At 38.5% G+C, this 21386-nt stretch carries 15 protein-coding genes; all 15 read left to right on the top strand.

Translation table 11 applies throughout. The features are described 5' to 3' along the window. Positions 1-2 precede the first annotated feature (2 nt). On the top strand, positions 3-908 hold the full coding sequence (locus E7480_04710; GenBank protein MBE6903889.1) for a sugar ABC transporter permease: 906 nt from the start codon (positions 3-5) through the stop codon (positions 906-908). 8 nt (positions 909-916) lie between these two features. Further along, positions 917-1777, top strand: a complete 861-nt coding sequence (locus tag E7480_04705) for a carbohydrate ABC transporter permease (GenBank protein ID MBE6903888.1) — start codon at positions 917-919, stop codon at positions 1775-1777. Positions 1778-1796: 19 nt separating this feature from the next. Then, positions 1797-3257: a hypothetical protein gene (locus tag E7480_04700; GenBank protein MBE6903887.1), complete on the top strand. Its 1461-nt coding sequence runs from the start codon at positions 1797-1799 to the stop codon at positions 3255-3257. After that, a complete protein-coding gene (locus tag E7480_04695) occupies positions 3241-3573 on the top strand; it encodes a hypothetical protein (protein MBE6903886.1) in 333 nt (110 codons plus the stop codon). The genes E7480_04700 and E7480_04695 overlap by 17 nt, the downstream gene beginning before the upstream one ends. Then, positions 3570-3869 carry a hypothetical protein gene (locus tag E7480_04690; protein ID MBE6903885.1) on the top strand — a complete coding sequence of 100 codons (300 nt, stop codon included), beginning with the start codon at positions 3570-3572 and terminating at the stop codon, positions 3867-3869. The genes E7480_04695 and E7480_04690 overlap by 4 nt, the downstream gene beginning before the upstream one ends. A gap of 16 nt (positions 3870-3885) precedes the next feature. Beyond that, a complete protein-coding gene (locus E7480_04685) occupies positions 3886-6069 on the top strand; it encodes a hypothetical protein (protein ID MBE6903884.1) in 2184 nt (727 codons plus the stop codon). Next, positions 6059-6958, top strand: a complete 900-nt coding sequence (locus E7480_04680; GenBank protein ID MBE6903883.1) for a sugar ABC transporter permease — start codon at positions 6059-6061, stop codon at positions 6956-6958. Before E7480_04685 ends, E7480_04680 begins: the two co-directional genes overlap by 11 nt. Positions 6959-6967: 9 nt before the next feature. Further along, positions 6968-7921 carry a carbohydrate ABC transporter permease gene (locus E7480_04675; protein MBE6903882.1) on the top strand — a complete coding sequence of 318 codons (954 nt, stop codon included), beginning with the start codon at positions 6968-6970 and terminating at the stop codon, positions 7919-7921. Positions 7922-7999: 78 nt separating this feature from the next. Next, positions 8000-9934, top strand: a complete 1935-nt coding sequence (locus E7480_04670; GenBank protein MBE6903881.1) for a hypothetical protein — start codon at positions 8000-8002, stop codon at positions 9932-9934. 1 nt (position 9935) lies between these two features. After that, on the top strand, positions 9936-10781 hold the full coding sequence (locus E7480_04665) for a hypothetical protein (protein ID MBE6903880.1): 846 nt from the start codon (positions 9936-9938) through the stop codon (positions 10779-10781). A 20-nt stretch (positions 10782-10801) separates the two neighbouring features. Continuing rightward, positions 10802-13066, top strand: a complete 2265-nt coding sequence (locus tag E7480_04660; GenBank protein ID MBE6903879.1) for a hypothetical protein — start codon at positions 10802-10804, stop codon at positions 13064-13066. Continuing rightward, positions 13063-15165 carry a hypothetical protein gene (locus E7480_04655; protein MBE6903878.1) on the top strand — a complete coding sequence of 701 codons (2103 nt, stop codon included), beginning with the start codon at positions 13063-13065 and terminating at the stop codon, positions 15163-15165. The genes E7480_04660 and E7480_04655 overlap by 4 nt, the downstream gene beginning before the upstream one ends. Position 15166: 1 nt before the next feature. Beyond that, positions 15167-16423 carry an extracellular solute-binding protein gene (locus E7480_04650; protein ID MBE6903877.1) on the top strand — a complete coding sequence of 419 codons (1257 nt, stop codon included), beginning with the start codon at positions 15167-15169 and terminating at the stop codon, positions 16421-16423. 11 nt (positions 16424-16434) lie between these two features. Next, positions 16435-18177: an ADP-ribosylglycohydrolase family protein gene (locus tag E7480_04645; protein ID MBE6903876.1), complete on the top strand. Its 1743-nt coding sequence runs from the start codon at positions 16435-16437 to the stop codon at positions 18175-18177. After that, positions 18174-21386 carry a hypothetical protein gene (locus tag E7480_04640; protein ID MBE6903875.1) on the top strand — a complete coding sequence of 1071 codons (3213 nt, stop codon included), beginning with the start codon at positions 18174-18176 and terminating at the stop codon, positions 21384-21386. Before E7480_04645 ends, E7480_04640 begins: the two co-directional genes overlap by 4 nt.

Here is a 21386-nt window from a genome sequence, read left to right as displayed (position 1 = left end):
TTATGAAAGGACAGGAGATTTCTTTAAGAAAAAGAATAGCTAAGTCAAAAGTAAGTTATCTTATGCTTTTGCCATTTTCCTTATTCTTTTTTCTGTTTATGCTTTTTCCGATTATAATATCGGTTATACTTTCTTTTACATCCTACGATTATTTTAATACTCCTGTTTTTGTTGGTCTTGATAATTTTGCATCCTTGCTTTTGTCTGACAATGAGTTTATTACGGCTATACAGAACACTTTGCTTTTTGCCGTTATTACAGGACCTTTAAGCTACGTGCTGTGCTTTTTTATAGCGTGGCTTATAAACGATTTGAGCAAAGGACTCAGGTCTTTTATCACCTTCGTTTTTTATGCGCCTTCAATTTCAGGTCAGCTGTACGTTGTATGGCAGATTATACTCAGCTCGGACCAATACGGAATTGTAAACGGCTTGCTTATGAAATACGGAATAATAAATGAGCCTATGCTTTTCCTTAAAGACCCTGAAATGATATTGGGTATTTTAATTTTAGTTCAGCTGTGGCTCAGCTTAGGTACAGGCTTTCTTGCTTTTGTAGCAGGCTTTCAGATGATAAACCCCGACCTTTACGAAGCCGGCGCAATAGACGGTATTCATAACCGTTGGCAAGAGCTTTGGTATGTGACTTTGCCTCAGATGAAGCCTATGCTTCTTTTCGGTGCAATAACTCAGATAACTACCTCTTTTTCCGCAGGAGATATAAGCCTTCAGCTTTGCGGATATCCCAGTATAAACAACGCAGGTCTTACCGTTACCCTGCACGCCTATGACTATGCTAACATAAGGTATGAAATGGGATATGCCTGTGCGATAACTCTTTTATTGTTTGTGTTTATGTATCTGATACACAAGATTATAGACACAGGAATAAACCGTATAGGAAGGTGACGGTGAAGATGAACAGAATTTCGAAGAAAAAGAAGCTTAATCGCTCCTTGGGCGGAAATATTATAACGATAATGTTTTTGTTTGTTTTGGGAGTATTTATGATAATTCCCCTTGTTTACACCGTTGCAAGCTCAATTAAGCCGGTTGAGGAATTTTTCATTTTCCCGCCTAAGTTTTATGCTATCAATCCCACAGCCGATAATTTTCTTGATTTATTTGACATAGCGGCAAATCTCAGAGTACCTTTTCCAAAATATGTGTATAATACGGTTTTTGTAGCCTTTGCAGGAACTACAACGGTTGTTTTTATCAGTATTATGGGCGCTTATGTGCTTTCAAAGCACGATTTTCTCGGCAAAAATTTATATAACAAAATAATAGTTCTTTCGCTTTTATATACAGGAAATGTGCTTGCCGTTCCCAGATATCTTATAACTGCAAAATTAGGCTGGCTTGATACTCCTATGGCAATTCTTGCTCCTGTCTTTTCTTCAACCTTGGGTATATTTCTTTTAAGACAGTTTATGTCCACAGTGCCTAACGCCGTTATTGAATCGGCAAGGATAGACGGGGCGGGAGAGATGCGAATATGCTTTGGCATAGTTACACCTGCCGTAAAGCCTGCGTGGATAACGGTTGTTATTTTTACTTTTCAGTCACTTTGGAACAGCAATGGTAACGGAATGATTTTTACAGAGTCAAAAAAGCTTTTGCCTGCTATGCTGACACAGATAATATCCTCGGGAATGTCCCGTGCAGGTGCAGGTGCAGCGGGAACGTTGCTTATGATAATTCCGCCTGTGCTTGTCTTTGTACTGTTTCAGCGAAAAATTATTGAAACTATGGCAAATTCAGGAATTAAAGAATAAAAAGAAAGGGGACTGCGATATGAAAAGAATATTTATAATAGTTGCAATACTGCTTTTTGTAATGCCAATGAGCGCATATGCAGTCTCCAACTATAACGATTATACCTATTCTGTAACAGGAGAAGCAGTACCTTCTCCCCAAACCTATATCTATGAAAAAAAGCTTGATGTCAAAGAAAAAACGGGAAAAGAGCTTTCTGCTCCCTCAGATATGGCTCACGATAAAGACGGAAACCTTTATGTTATAGACTGCGAGAACAACAGATTGGCTGTATTTGACAGCAGTGATAATTTTGTCAAGGAAATACTGCCTACACAGAATATGTCTTTTGCTGATTGTACCGGTATTTTTGTAACTGATGAAAAAATATTCCTTTGTGCAAGCGACAAAGGGGAAATATATGTCGCTGAGAAAAATACCTGTATTTTTGAAAAGCTTGATTTTGTGCCTTCTCAGATAGTAGGGGACGATTTTAAATTCAAGCCTCAGCGCCTGAGTGTAGACTCTACGGGTATAATACAGATTGTGTGTAAGGGCGACTACAACGGACTTATCACTGTTGACCAATTTGGAAAAATGATAGGCTATTTCGGCTCAAATAAAATTCAGGCTTCTCTTTCCGTTATAGCTTCACAGTTCTGGAAAAACATTTTCACAGAAACTCAGCAAGCCAATATGAAACAGACTATTCCCGTTGAATTTACAGGAGTTTGTGTGGACAATAACGATTTTATATATACCGTTACCGCAAGCACTGAAAATTCTATGCAGGAAATAAAAAAATTCAATCCCTACGGCAATAATATTTTGAAATATAATTCCGATTTTCCCGAACGTAAAATTGGAAACGGAGATTACGGCGACCTTCGTATTATATCAGATGCGGGAACTACTCTTGACAGCTCTTTTCAGGATATAGCTGTTGATAATGACGGCTTTATTTATGCTCTTGATGTTACAAGAGGCCGTATATTCCAATATTCTCAGGACAGCGTGCTTGTGGCTGTATTCGGAGGTATAGGAGAACAAAAGGGCACCTTCAGAAATCCGTGTGCTTTATCTGTATACGGTGAAAAGGTGTATGTTCTTGACAATACAAAAAATGCCGTATTTGTGCTTTCTCCTACCGAATATACAAACAGCATAAAAGAAGCTTTTATACTCGACAGCAAGGGAGAGTATGTGCAGGCTATGCCCATATGGCAGAAAATATACGAGAAAAATGCCAATTATCAGGCGGCTTTATCGGGTATAGGTATGGGATATTACAAGCAGGAAGAATACCGTACTGCTATGAGATATTTTTCCTTGTCTGAGGACAGAGAAAAATACGATATGGCATATTCCGCTTTCAGAATTGAATTTATGAGAAAGAATTTCATCTTTTTTGCTTTGGGCGCAGTCGTTTTGTTTGTACTGCTAATAGTTAAGCTTAATAATATAAAAAAGAGGGGTGGAAAAGATGAAACAATGGATTGACAGAAAATTTTTAAACCCCATTAAATACATAACGGCCCCCTTTGATTGTTCAGAACAGATAAAATATAAAAAGGCGGGTGCGATATGGCAGATATTTTGTCAGCTTGCCCTTGTATTTATTGCAAGAATATTAACTCTTGTGCTTAACGGCTTTCTCTTTAACACCGCAAAAATCGAAAACGTAAATCTTTTGCTTGAAGCGGCGATAATTACTGCGCTGTACGCTTGCTTTATTGTAAGCAACTGGGCTTTTTGTGCTTTGACAGAGGGAGAAGCTACTTTTATTGAAATTTCACTGTTACAGGCTTTTCTCTGACACCGTATATCATAGCTTCCTTTATAAATACGGTGCTGACAAATCTTTTGGTATTGAGAGAGCAAGCCTTTATAGAAATAATATCAACAATAGGAATTATATGGTCGGTGCTTTTGCTTATGATAGGAATGAAAGAGGTTCATAGGTTTACTATGAAAAAAACCGTATTTTCTCTTGTTGTATGTATTGTATTTATGGCATTGATAGCCTTTTTGTGCGTCATAGTATTCAGTATGACACAACAGTTTTTGATATTTATAATGAACATATATAACGAGATAGTTTTCAGAATGTAAGAAGGAGGGGAATAACGTGAAAAGGATTGTTGCTGTGCTTATTACCGCTATAACTGTTTTTTGTTGCGGCTTTTGTGTCTGCGCTGAGGCTCAGCCACAGGAAACGCAGGTTATTGCCCAAAATTCGAAGCTTATTCTCAATGCAAACCTTTCAAACGGAGACTTCTTTGTAACCGAAAAAGCTTCCGGAGATATCTATTGCTCACAGCCGTTTCTTGAAAAGCCCGATGACAATGCCGTGGGTATGGAAAGAACCAATATGATGTCTCAGATAACAGTAGAATACATAGATGCAAAAAAGAATACCTTTGTTAAAAACTCAAAGGTTGCAGTTATAAATAAAAGCTCCCTTTCCGGCACTAAAAATGGCAATGGTGTTCGTTTTGAATACAATTTCAAAGAAGAAAATTTTGTAATACCCGTGGAAATTACTCTTGAAGAGGACAGACTTTGCGTAGATATTATCGCAAGCGAGATAAAAGAAACAGGGGAGAATAAAATAATTTCAATTTCCCTTTTGCCATATTTCGGAGCAACATACGCAGATGAAAAGGGATATTTATTAGTTCCCGACGGAAGCGGCGCAATTGCAGAATTTAATTCTATGACCTCATATAAATTCGGATATTCAAAAGAAGTTTACGGGGAGGATCCCATACTTTATAAAAAGTTTAAGGATACAGTTGAAGAAAAGGTATATATGCCGATATTCGCAATTAAACGCGAAAAATCGGCAATGTTTGCAATAGTTGAAGACGGTGCGGCTGTCTGCACAATCAATGCAGACCTTGCAGGAATAAAAACAAGTTATAACAGCGCAGGAGTAACCTTTAACTATCGCGCTCTTGATACCACTCATCTGGCGGAAATGAGTAACGAGGACAGAGTTTTATACGTTGTCCCCAAAAAGCCTTACAGCAAAGAAAAATTCAGAGTCGGCTATTATTTTCTTGAGGGAGAAAATGCCGATTATTCGGGAATGGCTGAGCTTTACAGAAATTATTTAATTGACAAATATAATTTATCTGATAAAAAATCACAGGGTATAGCTTTAAATCTTTCTTATCTTGCTTCTGCCGAAATCAAAAAAAGCTTTTTAGGTATTCCCTATACGGGACAGGTTACGCTGACAACCCTTGATGATGTTTCAAAGGCTCTTGAAAAATTTGAACAAAACGGTAACGGCAGCGTTTCTGTGTCGATGCTTGGAGCTTTCAAGGGCGGTCTTTACGGTAAAATACCTACAAACCTTTCCATAAATAAAAAAATAGGAAACGTAAAAAAGATTAATACTCTTATTGAAAAAAATAAAAACATTTATTTGCTTGCTGATATACAAAAGGTATATAAGGGCGGAAACGGAATTTCCTCTATAACGGGAGTAAGCCGAAGCGTCAGCGGAGCAAGAGCAGAGCAGTTCAGCTATTATCTCAATACCTTCGATAAAAATCACAGCTTTAAAAAATGGTATCTTATATCGGCTTTGAATTTAGAAAAAATATCAGATACAATAGCAAAATCGGTTAATAAAATAAACGGTGCTTTCGGAATTTATAACAGCGGTGCCAATTTGTATTCCGATTATGATAAAAACAATATTTTTGACAGACAGGCTATGTTGGATATCACACAAACAGCCTTTGAAAAAATATCAAATGCTTCAGAGGGTATTTATTTTAAAGATGCCTTTATATACTCTTTAAGCACTGCCAATATGATTTCTTCTGTTCCTATGAAATCAAGTCAGTATGATATGCTTACAAAAGATATTCCTTTTTATCAGATGGTTATTCACGGTATATGCGACTATGCTTCAAATTCGGTAAACCTTGAAGGAGATACTGAGCTTGCAATTCTCAAGAGTATTGAGTACGGTGCAGCGCCCGACTTTTCTCTTATTGTGCGAAATACGGATATAATACATAAAACATCTGAAAAAGGCTATTATTCCTGTAACAGTGCTGTGTGGGAAGAGAGAATACATACTCTTTATAACAGTACAAGAAGCTTTTATAAAGCTGTCGCAGGTCAGTATATGACAGCTCACAGAGAGCTTGAAAAGGACGTTTTTGAAACAGTTTACCAAAACGGCTACAGCGTTATAGTAAACTATTCAGATAAGGATATTTCAGTAAACGGAAACACCGTAAAGGCTGAAAGCTATTGCTTTTTAAAAGGGGGCGTTGCTTATGAAAATTAAAAGCAGGAGCTCCTATGAAAAAAGGCTTGAAAGATACGGAATAATGTTTATTTTGCCGTGGCTTATAGGCTTGGTTTTGTTTTTTATAAAGCCTATTGCTTATTCGCTGTATTATAGCTTTTCGAGCATAAGCTTCGGAGCTGACGGAATAGAAAGCGCATGGATAGGCTTTAAAAACTATAATGAAATTTTCTTTGAAAATACAGAATACCTGCCTGCTTTGTTAGACGCTTTTAAAAACATTGTTTCGGAAGTGCCTCTTATTCTTGCCATAAGCTTGTTTTTAGGACTTATTTTAAGCAAGAAATTTATAGGAAGAACTTTTTCCAGAGTTGTACTGTTTTTACCCGTTATAATCGCCTCTTCAATAGTAATAACGCTTTTGAAAAATGATATATTTGCACAGAACATAATGAAGGGCGATGTTAATTCAACTCTTTTCAATGCTACGGGAATTACATCTATGCTCAACAATATGAATGTACCTTCAAAAATTACAGAAGCCCTTACGGGAGTAATAAACAATATTTTTGACCTCATATGGCAAAGCGGAATACAGATATTGCTTTTTCTGAGTGCAATACAGTCAATTCCCAAATCCTTTTATGAGGCAGCGCAGATTGAGGGTGCAAACGCTTGGATTTCGTTCTGGAAAATAACATTTCCTATGCTGTTGCCCACTGTACTTGTAGCTACTGTATACAGTATTATTGACTCCTTTACAGGCTATGATAACCCTGTTATCAAGCTTATAGATGTTGCATACAAGGAAAATATGCGCTATGCATATGCAAGTGCTATGTCGTGGGGCTATTTTGTACTTATAATGATTGTGCTGGCACTTGTATTCTTCTTCGTGGGAAGAAATACGAAACATAGCGAGTATTGAGGTGAGAATATGACAAAGATACACGCTTTAAAAACAACACGGCATATAGCATATGCCATTGTCAGAGCAATACTTTTATTGGAAATATCTTATATAGTGCTATATCCTTTACTCTATATAATCAGTATTGCTTTTCGTCCGGCGGCTCAGGTTGAGGACCCCAATATAGTATGGATACCCACTCAGTTTACCCTTGAAAACGTTATTTCGGTATGGAATTTTATAGACTATCCAAAGGCTTTATTTAATACTTTTTATCTTGATGCTATAAGCGTTGTTATACAGACAGCTGTGTGCTGTATGGTAGGGTATGGCTTTGCAAGGTTTCCCATACGCTTTAAAAATATACTTTTTGCAATAGTTATTTTTACTATAATAGTACCGCCCTCAACAACGGTCATATCCTCGTTTTTGCAGTACCGTAATTTTGATGCATTCTATATTATTTCAACAATTAAATTTATATTTACGGGAGATTTCAGCGGAGTTAATATTCTTGATACTCCCTTGGTGCTGTATCTTCCCTCGATGTTTGGAATGGGAATAAGGTCAGGCTTATTTATCTTCATTTTCAGGCAGTTTTTCAGAAATGTTGCCAAGGAGCTGGAGGAAGCCGCATATATTGACGGCTGCGGTGCTTTCAGATGCTTTTTGAAGATAATGGTGCCTATTGCACGACCTGCCATACTTACTACATTTCTTTTCTCTTCCGTATGGTATTGGAACGATACTTTTTATTCCACGGTATTTTTGGATAACGTTAAAACCGTTTCCTCTTCTCTCCAGTATTTGTCCGATAACCTTTCGCTTCTCAGCCCCTTAGGAGCTGCGATAGACCGTTTCCAAAGCGTAACGCTTATTCAGGCAGGCTGCTTTTTAACGGTTATTCCCTTGGTAATAATGTATGCTTTCTTGCAAAAGTTCTTTACGGAAAGCATTGAAAAAACGGGAATAGTAGGCTAATCAAAAACGGCATTACCGTTGCCGCTTTAAATACGGTAAATTCTACAAAAAAGCTTGAGTGCAGAATGGAGAAGAACTATGAAAAAGACATTTATTTCATTGGTACTTATTGTTGCAGTGCTTATTCAGGCAGTAACCTTTATATCGGTATTTGCTGTTACTGAAACCGCAAACGTAACAGGTGTCAGAAGCAGGGTACAGGGAAATTATTATATCCTTGATATTGATACTGATAAGGCTCTTGCAACTGATCAGGTTGTAAATTTGCAGGCATCTGCCGATGCGGCAATTAAAACAGCTGTAAGAGAAAAAATATATATCAACGGAAAAGCAGTCGGAGAGGGCTGTACTCTTGCAGGACACGATTATGCCGCAATGGTAAGTATAAACCAAAACGGAATTTGTATATGGATAGACCTTCAGAATGTATTTAATATAACTATTTCTTCAGATGCCAATATAGAAATAAAAGAAGGTCTTGAGCTTGGCGGATATAATATTGGAGCAGTAAAATATAATTATACAGCTTCAACAACTCTATGGGCAAAAGCAGGACAGCCTTCTCAAGTGCCCACAGACACAGTAAATATAACGGGATTAAAGCCTATTGATGTGGCTTCCGATCCCAATTATATCTTTTTCCAGATGTATTTTGACAAAAACGTACAGGCAGATTACGCTCATATGCAAGCATCCTCCGATGCAACTCTTAAAGCTCTTGTAGGAAGCTGTATTATAATAAACGGTAAAAGTGTTTCTCAGGCACTGACAGAGGGCGGAGATTATGAGGTTATGATTCACACCGAAAATAACGGTGCACATATTGCCATATGGACAGGACTGACAAATAAAGTCTCCCTTTCAACTACTGCAGATGCAGTTGTTATAGTTAAAGAGGGACTTGTTATAAACGGATATAAGGTAAATCCCGTAAAATGTACCTTTACCGCACAGAGTGCTACATGGGCTGTTGAGCCTTATGACGAAAATGATGATGACGACGATGATTACGATGACAACAACGGTGGCGGCACAATTCCTCCTCCTGTAGTAACAGATATGAGCCCTGTTTCAGTTTCTGAGTTTATGGTTTCTGAAAGCCATATATACTTTGAAATAGATTTTGATAACAGCGCAAATGTTGAGCTTTATCAGCTTCAAAATTCAACTGACAGCGAATATGTAAATTATAAAGATAAGATGTTTATAAACGGAAAAAGCGTAGGAGAAGCAATGGAGGACACAGGCGACCAATACGTCGCTATGCTTCACATTATAAAGGGCGGCTCTGCTCTGTCAGTATGGATGGGAGCAAGCAATCCTTTTAACGCAGGTCTTGATAAAAAGACAGTTTTCAGAGTAGTATCAGGCGTAACGGCAAACGGAATAAAAATAAAGCCTTTCAAATGCACCTTTGACCCCGAAACAAAGCTTTGGACAGCAGAGCTTACAGCAGAAAACGAAGACGCTTCCAATGATTATGTTGAAGATAAGAGCGTAAAGATTACATCGGTAAGTAAATTTACAGATACAGATGATCCCAACTTCAAGAAAATAACTGTTACTCTTTCAAAATCTATAGGCACAGTTGAAGGAAATATTCAGGCAAGCACAAAGAGTGAGCTTGAGGAGCTTAAAAACAGCATCAGAAAAAATATTATACTTAACGGAAAATCAATTGACAAGCTTTGCACAGACTCAGGGGACAACTATAAAGCTATGATACATTTTTCTGCCAACGGCGACAGCTTTGATATCTGGGTTTCTGCTTCAAACGATTTTTCTTGGACAGCTGATAATAATTGCTCTATCGAAATAAAGCCTCAGCTTACTGTTAACGGATATACCTTTGAAGCACAGCTCTTTAATTATTCAGCTTCTTCTCGGGAATGGGGTGCGGGAGTAGTTTCAAATCCCGAAACCTCTGATAATATTATTTATTTAAGCATACTTGCATCGGCAATTTTCATACTTTTTACAACAATAATGATAAAACAAAAAAGGAATGGTTAATATGAAGAAAATAATATCTCTTATTCTTTGCTTAGTGCTTGGAATTTCTTTTGCAACAGCAGTATCCGCAGAAACTGTAACAGCAAGCTTTGAAATAATGAACGGCGGAAACGGAATAGAGGTTTCTCAGGATGCAAGCTGTCATTTTGTAACTATACTTATTAACAAAAAAACCACGCTTTTAAGTAACCTTCAGGGCCTTGACAATGAGTGTGCTTCTTCTTTTAGAAAATTTCTTTATCTTGACGGTAAAAGCGTAATGGATTGGATTAAGAAAAGCGGCGGAGACGAATATCAGGTAATGGTGCATTTCCTTGCAGGAGATACTCCTACTCAGAGTAAACTCTCTCTTTGGTTTGACCGTTCAAAGCCCTATTTACAGTTTGAAAGAGATGAAATGCATACCATTGAGTTCAAAGAAGGACTTCTTACTTCCGACGGAGATACAATTGCGGCAAATAAATATCTCTATACACCTGAAACAAAAAAATGGGTTAGGGTAGATAATTTTGACAATATTGATTTCAGCGGAAATGTTTTAAAATATAAAACAGCAGATTCTCCTGCATCCTCTGAACAGCCTTCATCTTCTTCACAGGTGTCTTCAACACCTTCTTCGGAGCCATCTTCAGAGCCTTCTTCAGAGCCTTCTCAGCCCACATCTTCACAGGAGCCCTCTGAAAATCAGTCATCTTCATCTCAGGTAACAGATAACGATGCTGACGAAGATAAAGACCATGGCGTTTGCGTGCCTCTATGGGCAACTATAGTAATTGCACTTGCGGCTGCGGCGGTAGCTTCTGTAGTAACATTTTTTGTTATGAAGTCAATTCAAAAGAAAAAATAACTCGTTAAAAGGGTGATAAAATGAAAAAAACAGCTTTGTTTGTTTCTATTGTTCTTATTTTATGTTTTATTTGCAGTTGTTCGGGAAACACGGCAACAACGGGCGGCTACGGAGCTTACGGCTCTGTAAACCTTGACGCTCAGTCTGATTTCCAAAGAAAAGATGCTGACGTTACAGAGGCTAAAATTGTTACCGTAGGAAACATTCCGAGACTTTATATTGACGGAAAGAACACAGCTCCTCTTTTCTTTTGGGGAAACACTTCTTTCACTTTTGGCTCACAGGCTACTATGTCAAGTCAGATTGATTTGGCTACAAGAAGCGGTGTCAGTATAATAATGACTGAAGTAAATTTTGCCACTATGGTAGATGACGAAGTATACGATTTTGCTCCTATCGACAGTAAGCTTAATTATATTCTTCAGAGAAATCCCGATGCTAAAATAATGATAAGAATATCACCTTCCACAGGAAAATCAATGTTCTGGGAGGATCTTTTCCCGGGAGATGCAAAGCGTTTCGAAGACGGAACAAGAGCAGACAGCGTGTCCTTTGCCTCTGAACAGAGAGTTACATATGCTGTTAATGCTGCAAAGGCGCTTGTTGAACATATTCTTTCCAATAAAAAATATTCAAATTCCGTTATCGGATATCATTACGGCTACGGAGAATGGTTCCAAAGCACTCAGGAAGACGTTGACTTTTCAAGAGCTATGCTTAAATGCTACAAGGAGTACGTAAAGGAAAAATACGGTACTGTTGAGGAGCTTCGCAAGGCTTGGGGAGATGACAGCGTTGATTTTGATAACATTACAATAAAAGCACCTCCCGGAAGCAGTTTAACCTCTGCGGTGGACTATAATACAATGAAGCTTCCTGAGGACCAAAGATTTGTAGATTATTACGAAGCCTTGAACTACAATGCGGCAGATATTATCTGTCTGCTTGCAAAAACCATTAAGGAGGCATCAGGCGGAAGAAGTCTGTTTATGACTTTCTACGGATATGCGTGGGAAGTGCCCGGTCCTAAATCCGCACACAACGGACTTACAAAAATATTAGAGGACGAAAATGTTGACATTATCAGCAGTCCTCTTACCTATAACGACCGTATGGAAGGTGGCACAGGCGGTCTTATGTCATTGGCAGACTCCCTTGCGGCGCACAATAAGCTCTGGGTAATGGAAAACGATTTAAGAACTCTTGATAGTAACGTTTCTGTATACGAAGAGCCTGACGCAGAATACAATCTCAAAACTGAGAGCGAAGAGTCTGCTATCGAAATACAGAAAAGAGAATTCGGTCTTATTTTGTCCCGTAATATAGGTATGTACTGGATGGATTTATGGGGCACAGGCTGGCAAAACAACTCTGCTTACTGGAATGAATACGAAAAAATGATAAAGCTTTACAACGATTATGCCGCTTCCTTTGACGGCTTTAAGCCCGATGTGGCAGTTGTTGTTGACGAATCAAGCGTAAATATGATTTCAAATACTACAACCTTCGTAGAGAATATGTTCTATAAGCAGAAAAATATATTCTATAGTGCCGGAGTTACTTTCGGCCTGTATGAAACCTCTGTTGCTGTATCCGATTACGTGGATGCAAAGCTTTATATCTTCCTTAATCCTTGGGATATAAGCGACAAGGAAGCAGAAAATATCAAAAAGAATATTATAGACAAGGGTAAAACGGTTCTTTGGGTAAACGGCTTTGGACGTCAAAGCGCTGAAAAAATCAAAGAGCTTACAGGAATGAATATAAAGCATAAGGACGAAACTGAAACGCTTTGCACAGTGCTTGCAACCTCTGAGCATCCGATAATTGACGAGCTTAGCGGAAAAATACAGATATTCAATGACGAAACCGCAAATCCCTATTTCTATGTTGAAGATGATACAGCGGTAACCTTAGGAAAATATGACCTTAACGGACTTGTTTCCTTTGCGGCAAAAGAAACAAACGGCTATAAGAGTGTTTTCTACGGCGGCACCTTGCTTACTGAGTCTATTGTAAGAGCTGTGGCAAAATACGCAGGCGCAAACATCTTTATTGATACAAACGATACTTTAACGGGAAATCACAACTTTATAAGCGTACACGCTGCTACCGCCGGAGAAAAGACCATAAAGCTTCCTATGAAAACCGACGTTTACGATTATTATGAGGAAAAATGGTATTCGGGAGTAGAGAGCATAAATGTTTCTATGGAAAAAGGACAGACAAAATTCTTTTTCTTTGGCAATAAGGCTCAAATCAAAAAGGTTGGTATTGCAAAATGAGAAACGATTACAGCCATATACAAGGCAAAGACCCGAGAGTAACGGCAGAGCTTAAAATAAAAAACGGTGCACCGAGAATTTTTATTGACGGTGAAGAAATGCCGCCCTTTATGTTTTTTGGCAATACAGAGGTAAACGATTGGCGAAACACCCTTGCCGATGAGTTTAAGCTGGCGGCAAAGCACGGCGTACATATGCATTCTATGGTAATGAATATTCCGTTGGCAGACGAAGAGGATTTTTCTCATTTTAACGAAACAATGGAATATGTCTTGAAAAATGATCCTGAGGCAAAGATTTTCCTCAGAGTAAATGTACCCCGTCAGCCTCTTGAAGCTTGGAAAACTAATGATGCAGACGGACTTGGCGTGTATGAGGATAACAGACAGGATATTATAAACATTTACCATGAAAAATGGATAGAACAGGGAACAGCAGGCCTTGTTCATCTTGTCAGATATATTCAAAGTATTGAGCGTTATGACAAAAGTGTTATCGGCTATCACCTTTTTCCGCCCGGAATAGGTGAGTGGATGTCAATGATGGGACACGTCAGCGGAGTTGATACAAGTCCTGCGGCAACAAGAAGATTTAACGAATATCTTACCGACAAATATAAAACCGATGAAGCAATCAGCAGGGCGTGGGGAAAGGCTGTAGAGTTAGGAAATATAAAAATCCCCATCCCACCTTGCAATATAAACATAAGAGAGGATAAAAATCCTAAAAATAAAATTTTCGTGGATTTGAGAGCAAATCCCGATATAGCTGACCTTTATGACTTTATATCCGATTTCAATATTCGTATGATGGACGAGCTTTCTGAGGCTGTGAAAAGAGCAACAAACTTTAAAAGCCTTGTTATGAATTTTTACGGATATCTCTTTGAGCTTGGGGACCCTAAAACAGGACATAACTCCTTGGGCAAGCTGTTAAAATCACCTTATGTTGATATTTTGTGCAGTCCCATAGGATATCTTGACCGTATGGAAGGCGGATATATGTCCTATATGTCCCCGGTAGATACTATTTTAGCAGCGGGAAAGCTTTGGTTTGTTGAGGATGATACAAAGACCTATCTTTCTCCCGATGACGGAAAGGGAGAAGGGGATCCGTTCAATCATAAGGTTTCCAATTTAGAAAACACGTTGGAAATTCACAGAAGAAATATGCTTGGTATAATAAGCAGAGGTACGGGCATCTGGTGGATGGATTTATGGGCAAACGGTTGGCTTAATTCCCCTGAAATGTGGGAAAACAATCAAAAGCTTATAAAAACATATCTGCAATATGCCTCCCGATATAAGTGGGGAGAAAGTCCCGACGTTGCTCTTGTAGGCGACGAGGACGGTATAAAATCGGTTTATGAGCCGTGGGACATTACAAAATCATTTCTTGAAAATAATATGGGAGCCTTTCATCACAGCGGCTTATCCTTCGGACAGTATTTACTTGAGGATATTTTGAACGGCACTGCAGACGATTGTAAGCTATATGTATTCTCAGGCGCTTATTATATGGATGAGGACAAGAAAAACCGTATTAAGAATTGGCTTAATAAAAAGAAAAGAAATGTTTTTTGGCTTTTCGGAGCTGATACTTCAAAGGGTGAGTATTTATCTGAAATTACAGGCTTTGATGTTAAAAAGTTTGAAAATAATGAGAATACCGCAGTTGACCTGCCCTTTGACCACAAGTTTATCTGCGAAAGAAAGGTAAGCCCCGTCTATTATATTGATGACAGTACAGCAACTGAGCTTGCATATTTTAAGGACAGCGGCAAATGTGCTTTTGCGTATAAAGATACAGAAAACGGAAAAGTCTTTTATTACGGCGGAATGAGTCTTTGTGCAGAGTCTTTGAGAATGGCGGCAAAAATATGCTCGATAAATATTTTCTGTGAGTCTGACGATGTTGTTGTCGCAAACAGGCATATGATAGGCCTATATTCCAAAGCAGAGGGCGAAAAAAGGATTTGTCTGCCCTATGAGGCTCGGATTTTTGATGAAGATTTCAACGTTATTGCAGAAAACTGTAAAGAAATCACTTTCTATATAAAGCAATATAAAACAAAAATGTTTTTTTGGGAGGATATGTAAGATGAAAAGAAGAATATTGACTATTATGTGCGCTTTGGCAATTATTGCTTCGTTGTTTGTTTCCTGTGGAAAGACTACTGATGGCGGCACACAAACACCCACAGGAAAGCTTGAAAACCCTAATATAACACTTGTTTCTCACTTTGACCCCGGATTTACCGACGATACACTTCCTATATCAAGAGCAAAAGAGCTTTTTGAAAAGACTTATGGCGGAAAGCTTACAGTGTCTATTTATTCAAGTGATGTATATCGTTCTAAGCTTATGGGCCTTATAGCTTCTGATGCTTCTCCTGAAATAGTTCAGGTTACAACATCCTGGATGCCTTCCTTTGCAATTAAAAAGATTATTCAGCCTGTTGACGACCTTATTGATTACAACTCATTACCATATCAGGGAATGGTTAAGTCAGCCTCTTGGAACGGAAAGCATTACACAGGCTATACCAACGGTGTTTGGGGTAAGGTTATATGGTATAACAAAACTATGTTTGAAAATTTCGGCGTTAAAACACCTAAGGAATATTATAACGAGGGAAACTGGACCTGGGAAACCTTCCTCGATTGCGCAAAACAGACAACTACTGCTTCAACCTGGGGATTTTCAAGTATGTATCCCGATATTTTTGTGTCTACCGTTGCAAAGGGCTTTGTAAATGTAAGTGATGACGGAAATGTAGCTATAAGCTGGAAAGATGATAAAATCGTAAAAGCGATACAGTTTACCTATGACCTTGTAAATACACACAAGGTATGGAACGGCGACTATGGTTATCCTAAGGTTAATTTCAAAAAAGGTAAAATAGCTATGAGTGTTGATGCAATAGGCTTTATTGAAGAGTATTGCGAGGGACTTTCCGACGAGGTGGACTGCGTACCGCTTCCCGTTATGCAAAAGGGAGATGCTCAGAGCGCTGACGGACACGGACTTTTCTACGGAATAGGCTATAACACTAAAAACGTTGAGGGTGCAGTTGCGTTTTTGAAGATACTCAAAGATGAGGGACAAAAGGATATTGATGCAGGCGTAAGAACTCCTCTTGAGCGTAATTTAACAGATGAACAGCTTAAAATCACCCGTGAGGTTTCTGACCTTGCCTTTACTATGTCAGATAAAAACTTTCCCTCTTGGGCAGACGATTATTACTATCAGTTCTGGAACGCAGTTACTCTTTCTGCAATCCCTGTTTCAACAGCTATGGATACCTATGAAAATATGCTGAGCAACGCAATTAACGATACTCTTAAAGACAGTTAAAATGGTGACTTATGAATAACGATATTTTATATGACAAAATATATGCCTGTTGGCTTGGTAAAAATATCGGCGGTACTTTAGGCGAGCCCGTTGAGGGAGCTTTAGACATACTTAATCTTACCTCTCTTCCCGACACGGGTGAAAACCCGCTTCCTAACGATGACCTTGACCTTCAGCTTGTAAATCTTCACGCTCTTGAGGAATACGGCTTTAAGCTTACCGCTTCCGATTTTTCTAAAGAGTGGGCGGAGCATGTCTATTTTCCATTTGATGAATACGGATATGCCATAAAAAATATACGTATGGGAATAGGTGCGCCGTTAAGCGGGAAATATGACAATCCCTTTACAGACTGTATGGGTGCGCCTATACGCTCTGAGCTGTGGGCAGCAATAGCTGCAGGAAAGCCTGAGGTAGCGGCATATTTTGCTTTACAGGATGCACAGGTTGACCACGCAGGCGGAGAAGGAGTATGGGGAGAGATATTTTATGCTGTATTGGAAAGTATGGCATTTAACTCGGAAAATAAGGTAGAGCTTATTGAAAAAGCCCTTTCTTATATAGATTCCTCTTCTCTTACATACTGCGCTGTAAAAGATACATTGGATTGGTTTTTACAGGGCGTAAGCTATGATGAAATCAGAGATAAAATACTTGCATCTTACAAAGACAGCAATTTTACTCACGCACCTCAGAATATAGCCTTTACTATGGTTGGCTTTTTGTACGGCAACGACTTTGTTGACAGTCTTCTTAAAGCGGTAAATTTAGGTTATGACACAGATTGCACAGGCGCAACCTTAGGAGCTTTGCTTGGAATAATGTACGGAACAAAGTATATTCCTAAAGAGTGGGTAGATGCCATAGGAACAAATATAGTGGTAAGTGCGCCTATAAGGGGCTTGAATTTTCCTAAAACCCTTGACGAGCTGACTCAAAGAACAATAAAATTGTCTCAAAAATTAGAGCTTGAGAACAATTTTAACATTGAACAGGAATGGGATTTTGACGTACAGAAATACACTCTTCCCTTTGGAAGCAGAGAAAATAATATCTCTGTATATCTGTGCCTTGAGGACGGACTGAGCTTTAAAGCTAATGAAAAAAAGAAGCTTAGCATTACACTTGTTAACAATTCTGATTATACACGCACCTTCGGAGCTTGTTTTGACGGTGCAGGACTGTTCAAGTCAAATTGCGGTGAAGCAGAGCTTATTTTAGAGCCTAAAGCACCTACAACAGCCGAATTTGAAATAACTGCATCAGACAGCCTTTTGGCAGTTAACGAATGTAAAATTTTACTCAAAGAATACAACGAGGGAAATATCTGGTGCAAATACCCTATATCCGTTGTTTTATTCAGAGCTGTAAAATGGATAGTTGACAATGAGGAAGTATATACACAGACAAATACAATTAAGCTGAACAGCGGAAAGCATACTGTCAGCACAGCATTTAAAAATCCTAAAAAACGTACAGTTAAGCTGATATGTGCTTGTAATGAAAAATATACTCTTTGTCTTGACGGTAAAACAGTAATAAGCTGTGATGAAAAACAGGCGTATATTCCCGCTTTTCACAGATGCCCGGAAAATCAGTTTGCAACTCTTTGCTTAGATGAGGGTATTCACAATATAAGTATAAATATTTATGCAGAGGAAGAGGCAACTCTTTCTGTACTTCCCGTAGCTAATGACAGTAAAAAGGATAAAAGCGGATATTATTATTTTATAGATTGTGAAATGCTGATATGAAAAGATATATTTGTTTATTTTTAGTTTTAATACTTTTGCTTTTACCCTGTCAGGCACACATTTCTGCACAGGAGACATATATTAATTTTCTTGCCGACAAAAGCACAATTGTAGAAAACGGCGGATATTACATATTACAGTTTCAGACAGATGTGCCTGTTACAGACAGCCTTATGATGAACTTGCAGGCAAGTGCTGACTTTGCGAGTACAATTAAAAGCTCACTTTATATTAACGGGAAAAGTATAGGTGAGCTATGCACACAAGCAGGTCATGATTATGCGGCTATGGTAAGTCTGCATCCCGCAGACGAAAACAGACAAGGTCTTATGGAAATATGGCTGGATAAAGTCAATTTAGCTGGGCTTGATAAATCTTCTTATAATGTTTTTGAAATTAAAAATGACATAACTTTAAACAAAAAAAACTTTTCAAAAGCTGCTTTTATTTATGACTGTTATGAGGAAAATTGGATTAACAGCACAGCAGGTAATTCAGTAGCAGCTTTGCTTTCGGCACCCGAAATAAGCGAAAGCGGAAGCTATTATCTTATCACCCTTGAGCTTAGCAAATACGTAACCAAAACAGAGCTCAATAATATTCAGGCAAGCTCAGATTACAAAGATGCTATCCGTCAGCGTATATACATAAACGGACAAAGTATTGAAAGTCTTTGTGCCTTAGCAGGCCATGATTATGCGGCTATGGTACATATTTTCCCAAAAAATGAAAGCGGTGAAGGAAAACTTCAGATTTGGGTAGATAAACAGGGCATAACAAAATTTGACCCTGAGGTTGCCAACAGCTTTGAAATCCGTGGACCTATCAGCTTTGGGGAAGCGTATCTTTCTCCTTGCGGATTTTCTTATATACCAGAAGAGGGCTGGTCTAAAACCTATTCGGGTACATTACCTGCAGATATAAGCACCCTTAAATTAAAAGATGATGTTATTTATAATATTCCTAACGGAATAACATCAGAGGAGTTTATCAGGGGAATAAGCTGTTCTGCTTTTGCCGAAATTGTGTCAGACTTGCAAAATGACGGCAAGGTTGCAACGGGAAGCAAGCTATCCATTAAATATGATAATATAAATACTCAGTATACTTTATCGGTATACGGTGACGTCAGTGAAGACGGAAAAGTTAATGTGCTCGATGCGATATCCTTAAGAAAGCATTTCCTTTATAATTCTGTGCTTTCAGAGGCGCAGAAAATGGCAATTTCCGCTGACGGAAGAGTAAATATAACAAATTTACTCAGCCTTAAAGATTTATTGCTTAAAGAAAATCAAAATATAAACGCATCAAATGCCCCCGATGAAATTGAAAAAAATACTTCCTATTCGGTATATGTAAGACAGCCGGGAAGTCCCAAGTGGCAAGAACTGTTTGTCTATAATACTCCGGTGGGAACTCAGGAGGGCGATGAAAACAGTACGCTTTCGGAGAGGGTAAATGCCTCGATGGTTAATTTTGATTTCAGCGGTACTGTTGATATGAAGGTAGTATACAACGGCGGAAAAATCAACTCCTATGATATCCGCCCTTACTCTGACGGCATAAATGCTATGCAGATAAATGATAATTCTCTTATTTTCCCTTTGACACAGACAAGTGACGGCACACAAAAGCTTGTTTTGAGAATTAACGATAATTGGTATGACCTTTGTCTGCATATTATGACGGGAAATCCTGAGACTGACGCTCCGTCGGAAAATGACGAAAATGTATATGTAATAGAGGCGGGAGATGAAATTCCGTTAGAGCTTCCTGAAAATAAGGATACCTATTATTTTAAAGCGGGAGTTCATAATCTTCCTCAGGGAATGTGGGCAGATATAGATTTCGGACAGACAAAGACTATTAACAGCTTCGAATTGGTACAGGGAGCTTTGCAAGAAAACTATTTTATGACAGGGCCTCAGAAATTTGAGCTTTATGCAAAGGATGAAGCAACACAGCAATATAGACTTATATATGACGGTAAAGAAAATTCATCCACAGGTACAATAAGAGCAAGCTTCTCTGCTGTCAGTACCTCCCGTGTAAGAATAAAGCTTTGCGGAAATAACGGCGAAGGTCAGATGAGCAATTATACGAATCTGATATTTGCAAATTACGTTAAGGAATTAAAGCTTTTTGAGAGATATACAGGTCAAAACGTAGCGTTGGGAAAAGCATGTGCAGGAGCTTTAAAAACCTTTGCAAAACTTACTGACGGCGATGAAAATACAGTCTATGCTTCAGTGCAGATGTACGGTAATTGGCATTCTGCTGAGTCCTTCTTCATTTCAAAGGATAATGTAAAAGTATATCTTGCTTCGGGATCGTATGTATACGGCTCCATTTCTGCAGACGAGATAAACGGCGTAAAGATTTTTGGACGGGGAATACTCGATTGCAGTAAAAATGAACATTCTATGCAGTATGCGGAGGGCAGAACAGGAGCTATATGGATTACCTCCTCGCAAAATTCCGCTATAGACGGTATAACTGTTATAGACTCGCCTATGTGGAGCATTGTAGCCAATTACAGCAACAATATACAGATAAATAATGTCAACTGCTTCGGAAGCGTAACCAATGCAGACGGAATACATCTCAGCGCAAGCTCTGACAGTACAGTGGATAACTGTTTTGTAAGAAGCTGTGATGACCAGTTCGTTATTTATCACTACGGATATTCAAGCAACAACATTATAAAAAACAGTGTTTTCTGGGGCGACGGTGCAAGAATCTTTTTGTTGGGCCTTGGGGAAAACACATATGCCGATATTTCAAACATCACCTTTGAAAACAATGACATCTTAAATCAGCAGGGCGTTTGGAATTTAAGTAAATTTACAGGTGTTTGTTGGTTCTGGTCTACAGCAGGCAACAAAATAAGCAATATCACCGTTAGAGATATAAGAATAGACAGCTTCAGAGCACCTGAAAAAGCTTCTCTTTTCTTTATACGTAACGAAAGCTCCGATAATCCTTTCTGGTCAGAGGGCGGAGCAATCAGAAATATTGTTTTTGAAGATATAAGCTATAACGGTACGGGAGAATTGAAATCAATTCTCAGCGCTACCTCTGAGCAGAGCTGTATAGATACTGTTGTTTTCAACAATTTCAGAAAAAACTCAAATCTGTTGACAGAAGATAATATTTCGGATATGGTATCAATAAGAGATTACGTTAAAAACATCCGCTTCGGAGAGTGA

Source organism: Oscillospiraceae bacterium, from assembly GCA_015067255.1.
Taxonomy (GTDB): Bacteria; Bacillota; Clostridia; order Oscillospirales; family SIG519; genus SIG519.
Note: the sequence above shows the minus strand (reverse complement) of the source record. Positions and strands in the feature narration are given on the sequence as shown.

Coding starts and splice junctions, on each gene's coding strand:
- E7480_04655 (MBE6903878.1), top strand. CDS start 13,063: ATGAGAAACGATTACAGCCATATACAAGGCAAAGACCCGAGAGTAACG.
- E7480_04665 (MBE6903880.1), top strand. CDS start 9,936: ATGAAGAAAATAATATCTCTTATTCTTTGCTTAGTGCTTGGAATTTCT.
- E7480_04680 (MBE6903883.1), top strand. CDS start 6,059: ATGAAAATTAAAAGCAGGAGCTCCTATGAAAAAAGGCTTGAAAGATAC.
- E7480_04645 (MBE6903876.1), top strand. CDS start 16,435: ATGAATAACGATATTTTATATGACAAAATATATGCCTGTTGGCTTGGT.
- E7480_04650 (MBE6903877.1), top strand. CDS start 15,167: ATGAAAAGAAGAATATTGACTATTATGTGCGCTTTGGCAATTATTGCT.
- E7480_04700 (MBE6903887.1), top strand. CDS start 1,797: ATGAAAAGAATATTTATAATAGTTGCAATACTGCTTTTTGTAATGCCA.
- E7480_04660 (MBE6903879.1), top strand. CDS start 10,802: ATGAAAAAAACAGCTTTGTTTGTTTCTATTGTTCTTATTTTATGTTTT.
- E7480_04695 (MBE6903886.1), top strand. CDS start 3,241: ATGAAACAATGGATTGACAGAAAATTTTTAAACCCCATTAAATACATA.
- E7480_04670 (MBE6903881.1), top strand. CDS start 8,000: ATGAAAAAGACATTTATTTCATTGGTACTTATTGTTGCAGTGCTTATT.
- E7480_04675 (MBE6903882.1), top strand. CDS start 6,968: ATGACAAAGATACACGCTTTAAAAACAACACGGCATATAGCATATGCC.
- E7480_04640 (MBE6903875.1), top strand. CDS start 18,174: ATGAAAAGATATATTTGTTTATTTTTAGTTTTAATACTTTTGCTTTTA.
- E7480_04705 (MBE6903888.1), top strand. CDS start 917: ATGAACAGAATTTCGAAGAAAAAGAAGCTTAATCGCTCCTTGGGCGGA.
- E7480_04710 (MBE6903889.1), top strand. CDS start 3: ATGAAAGGACAGGAGATTTCTTTAAGAAAAAGAATAGCTAAGTCAAAA.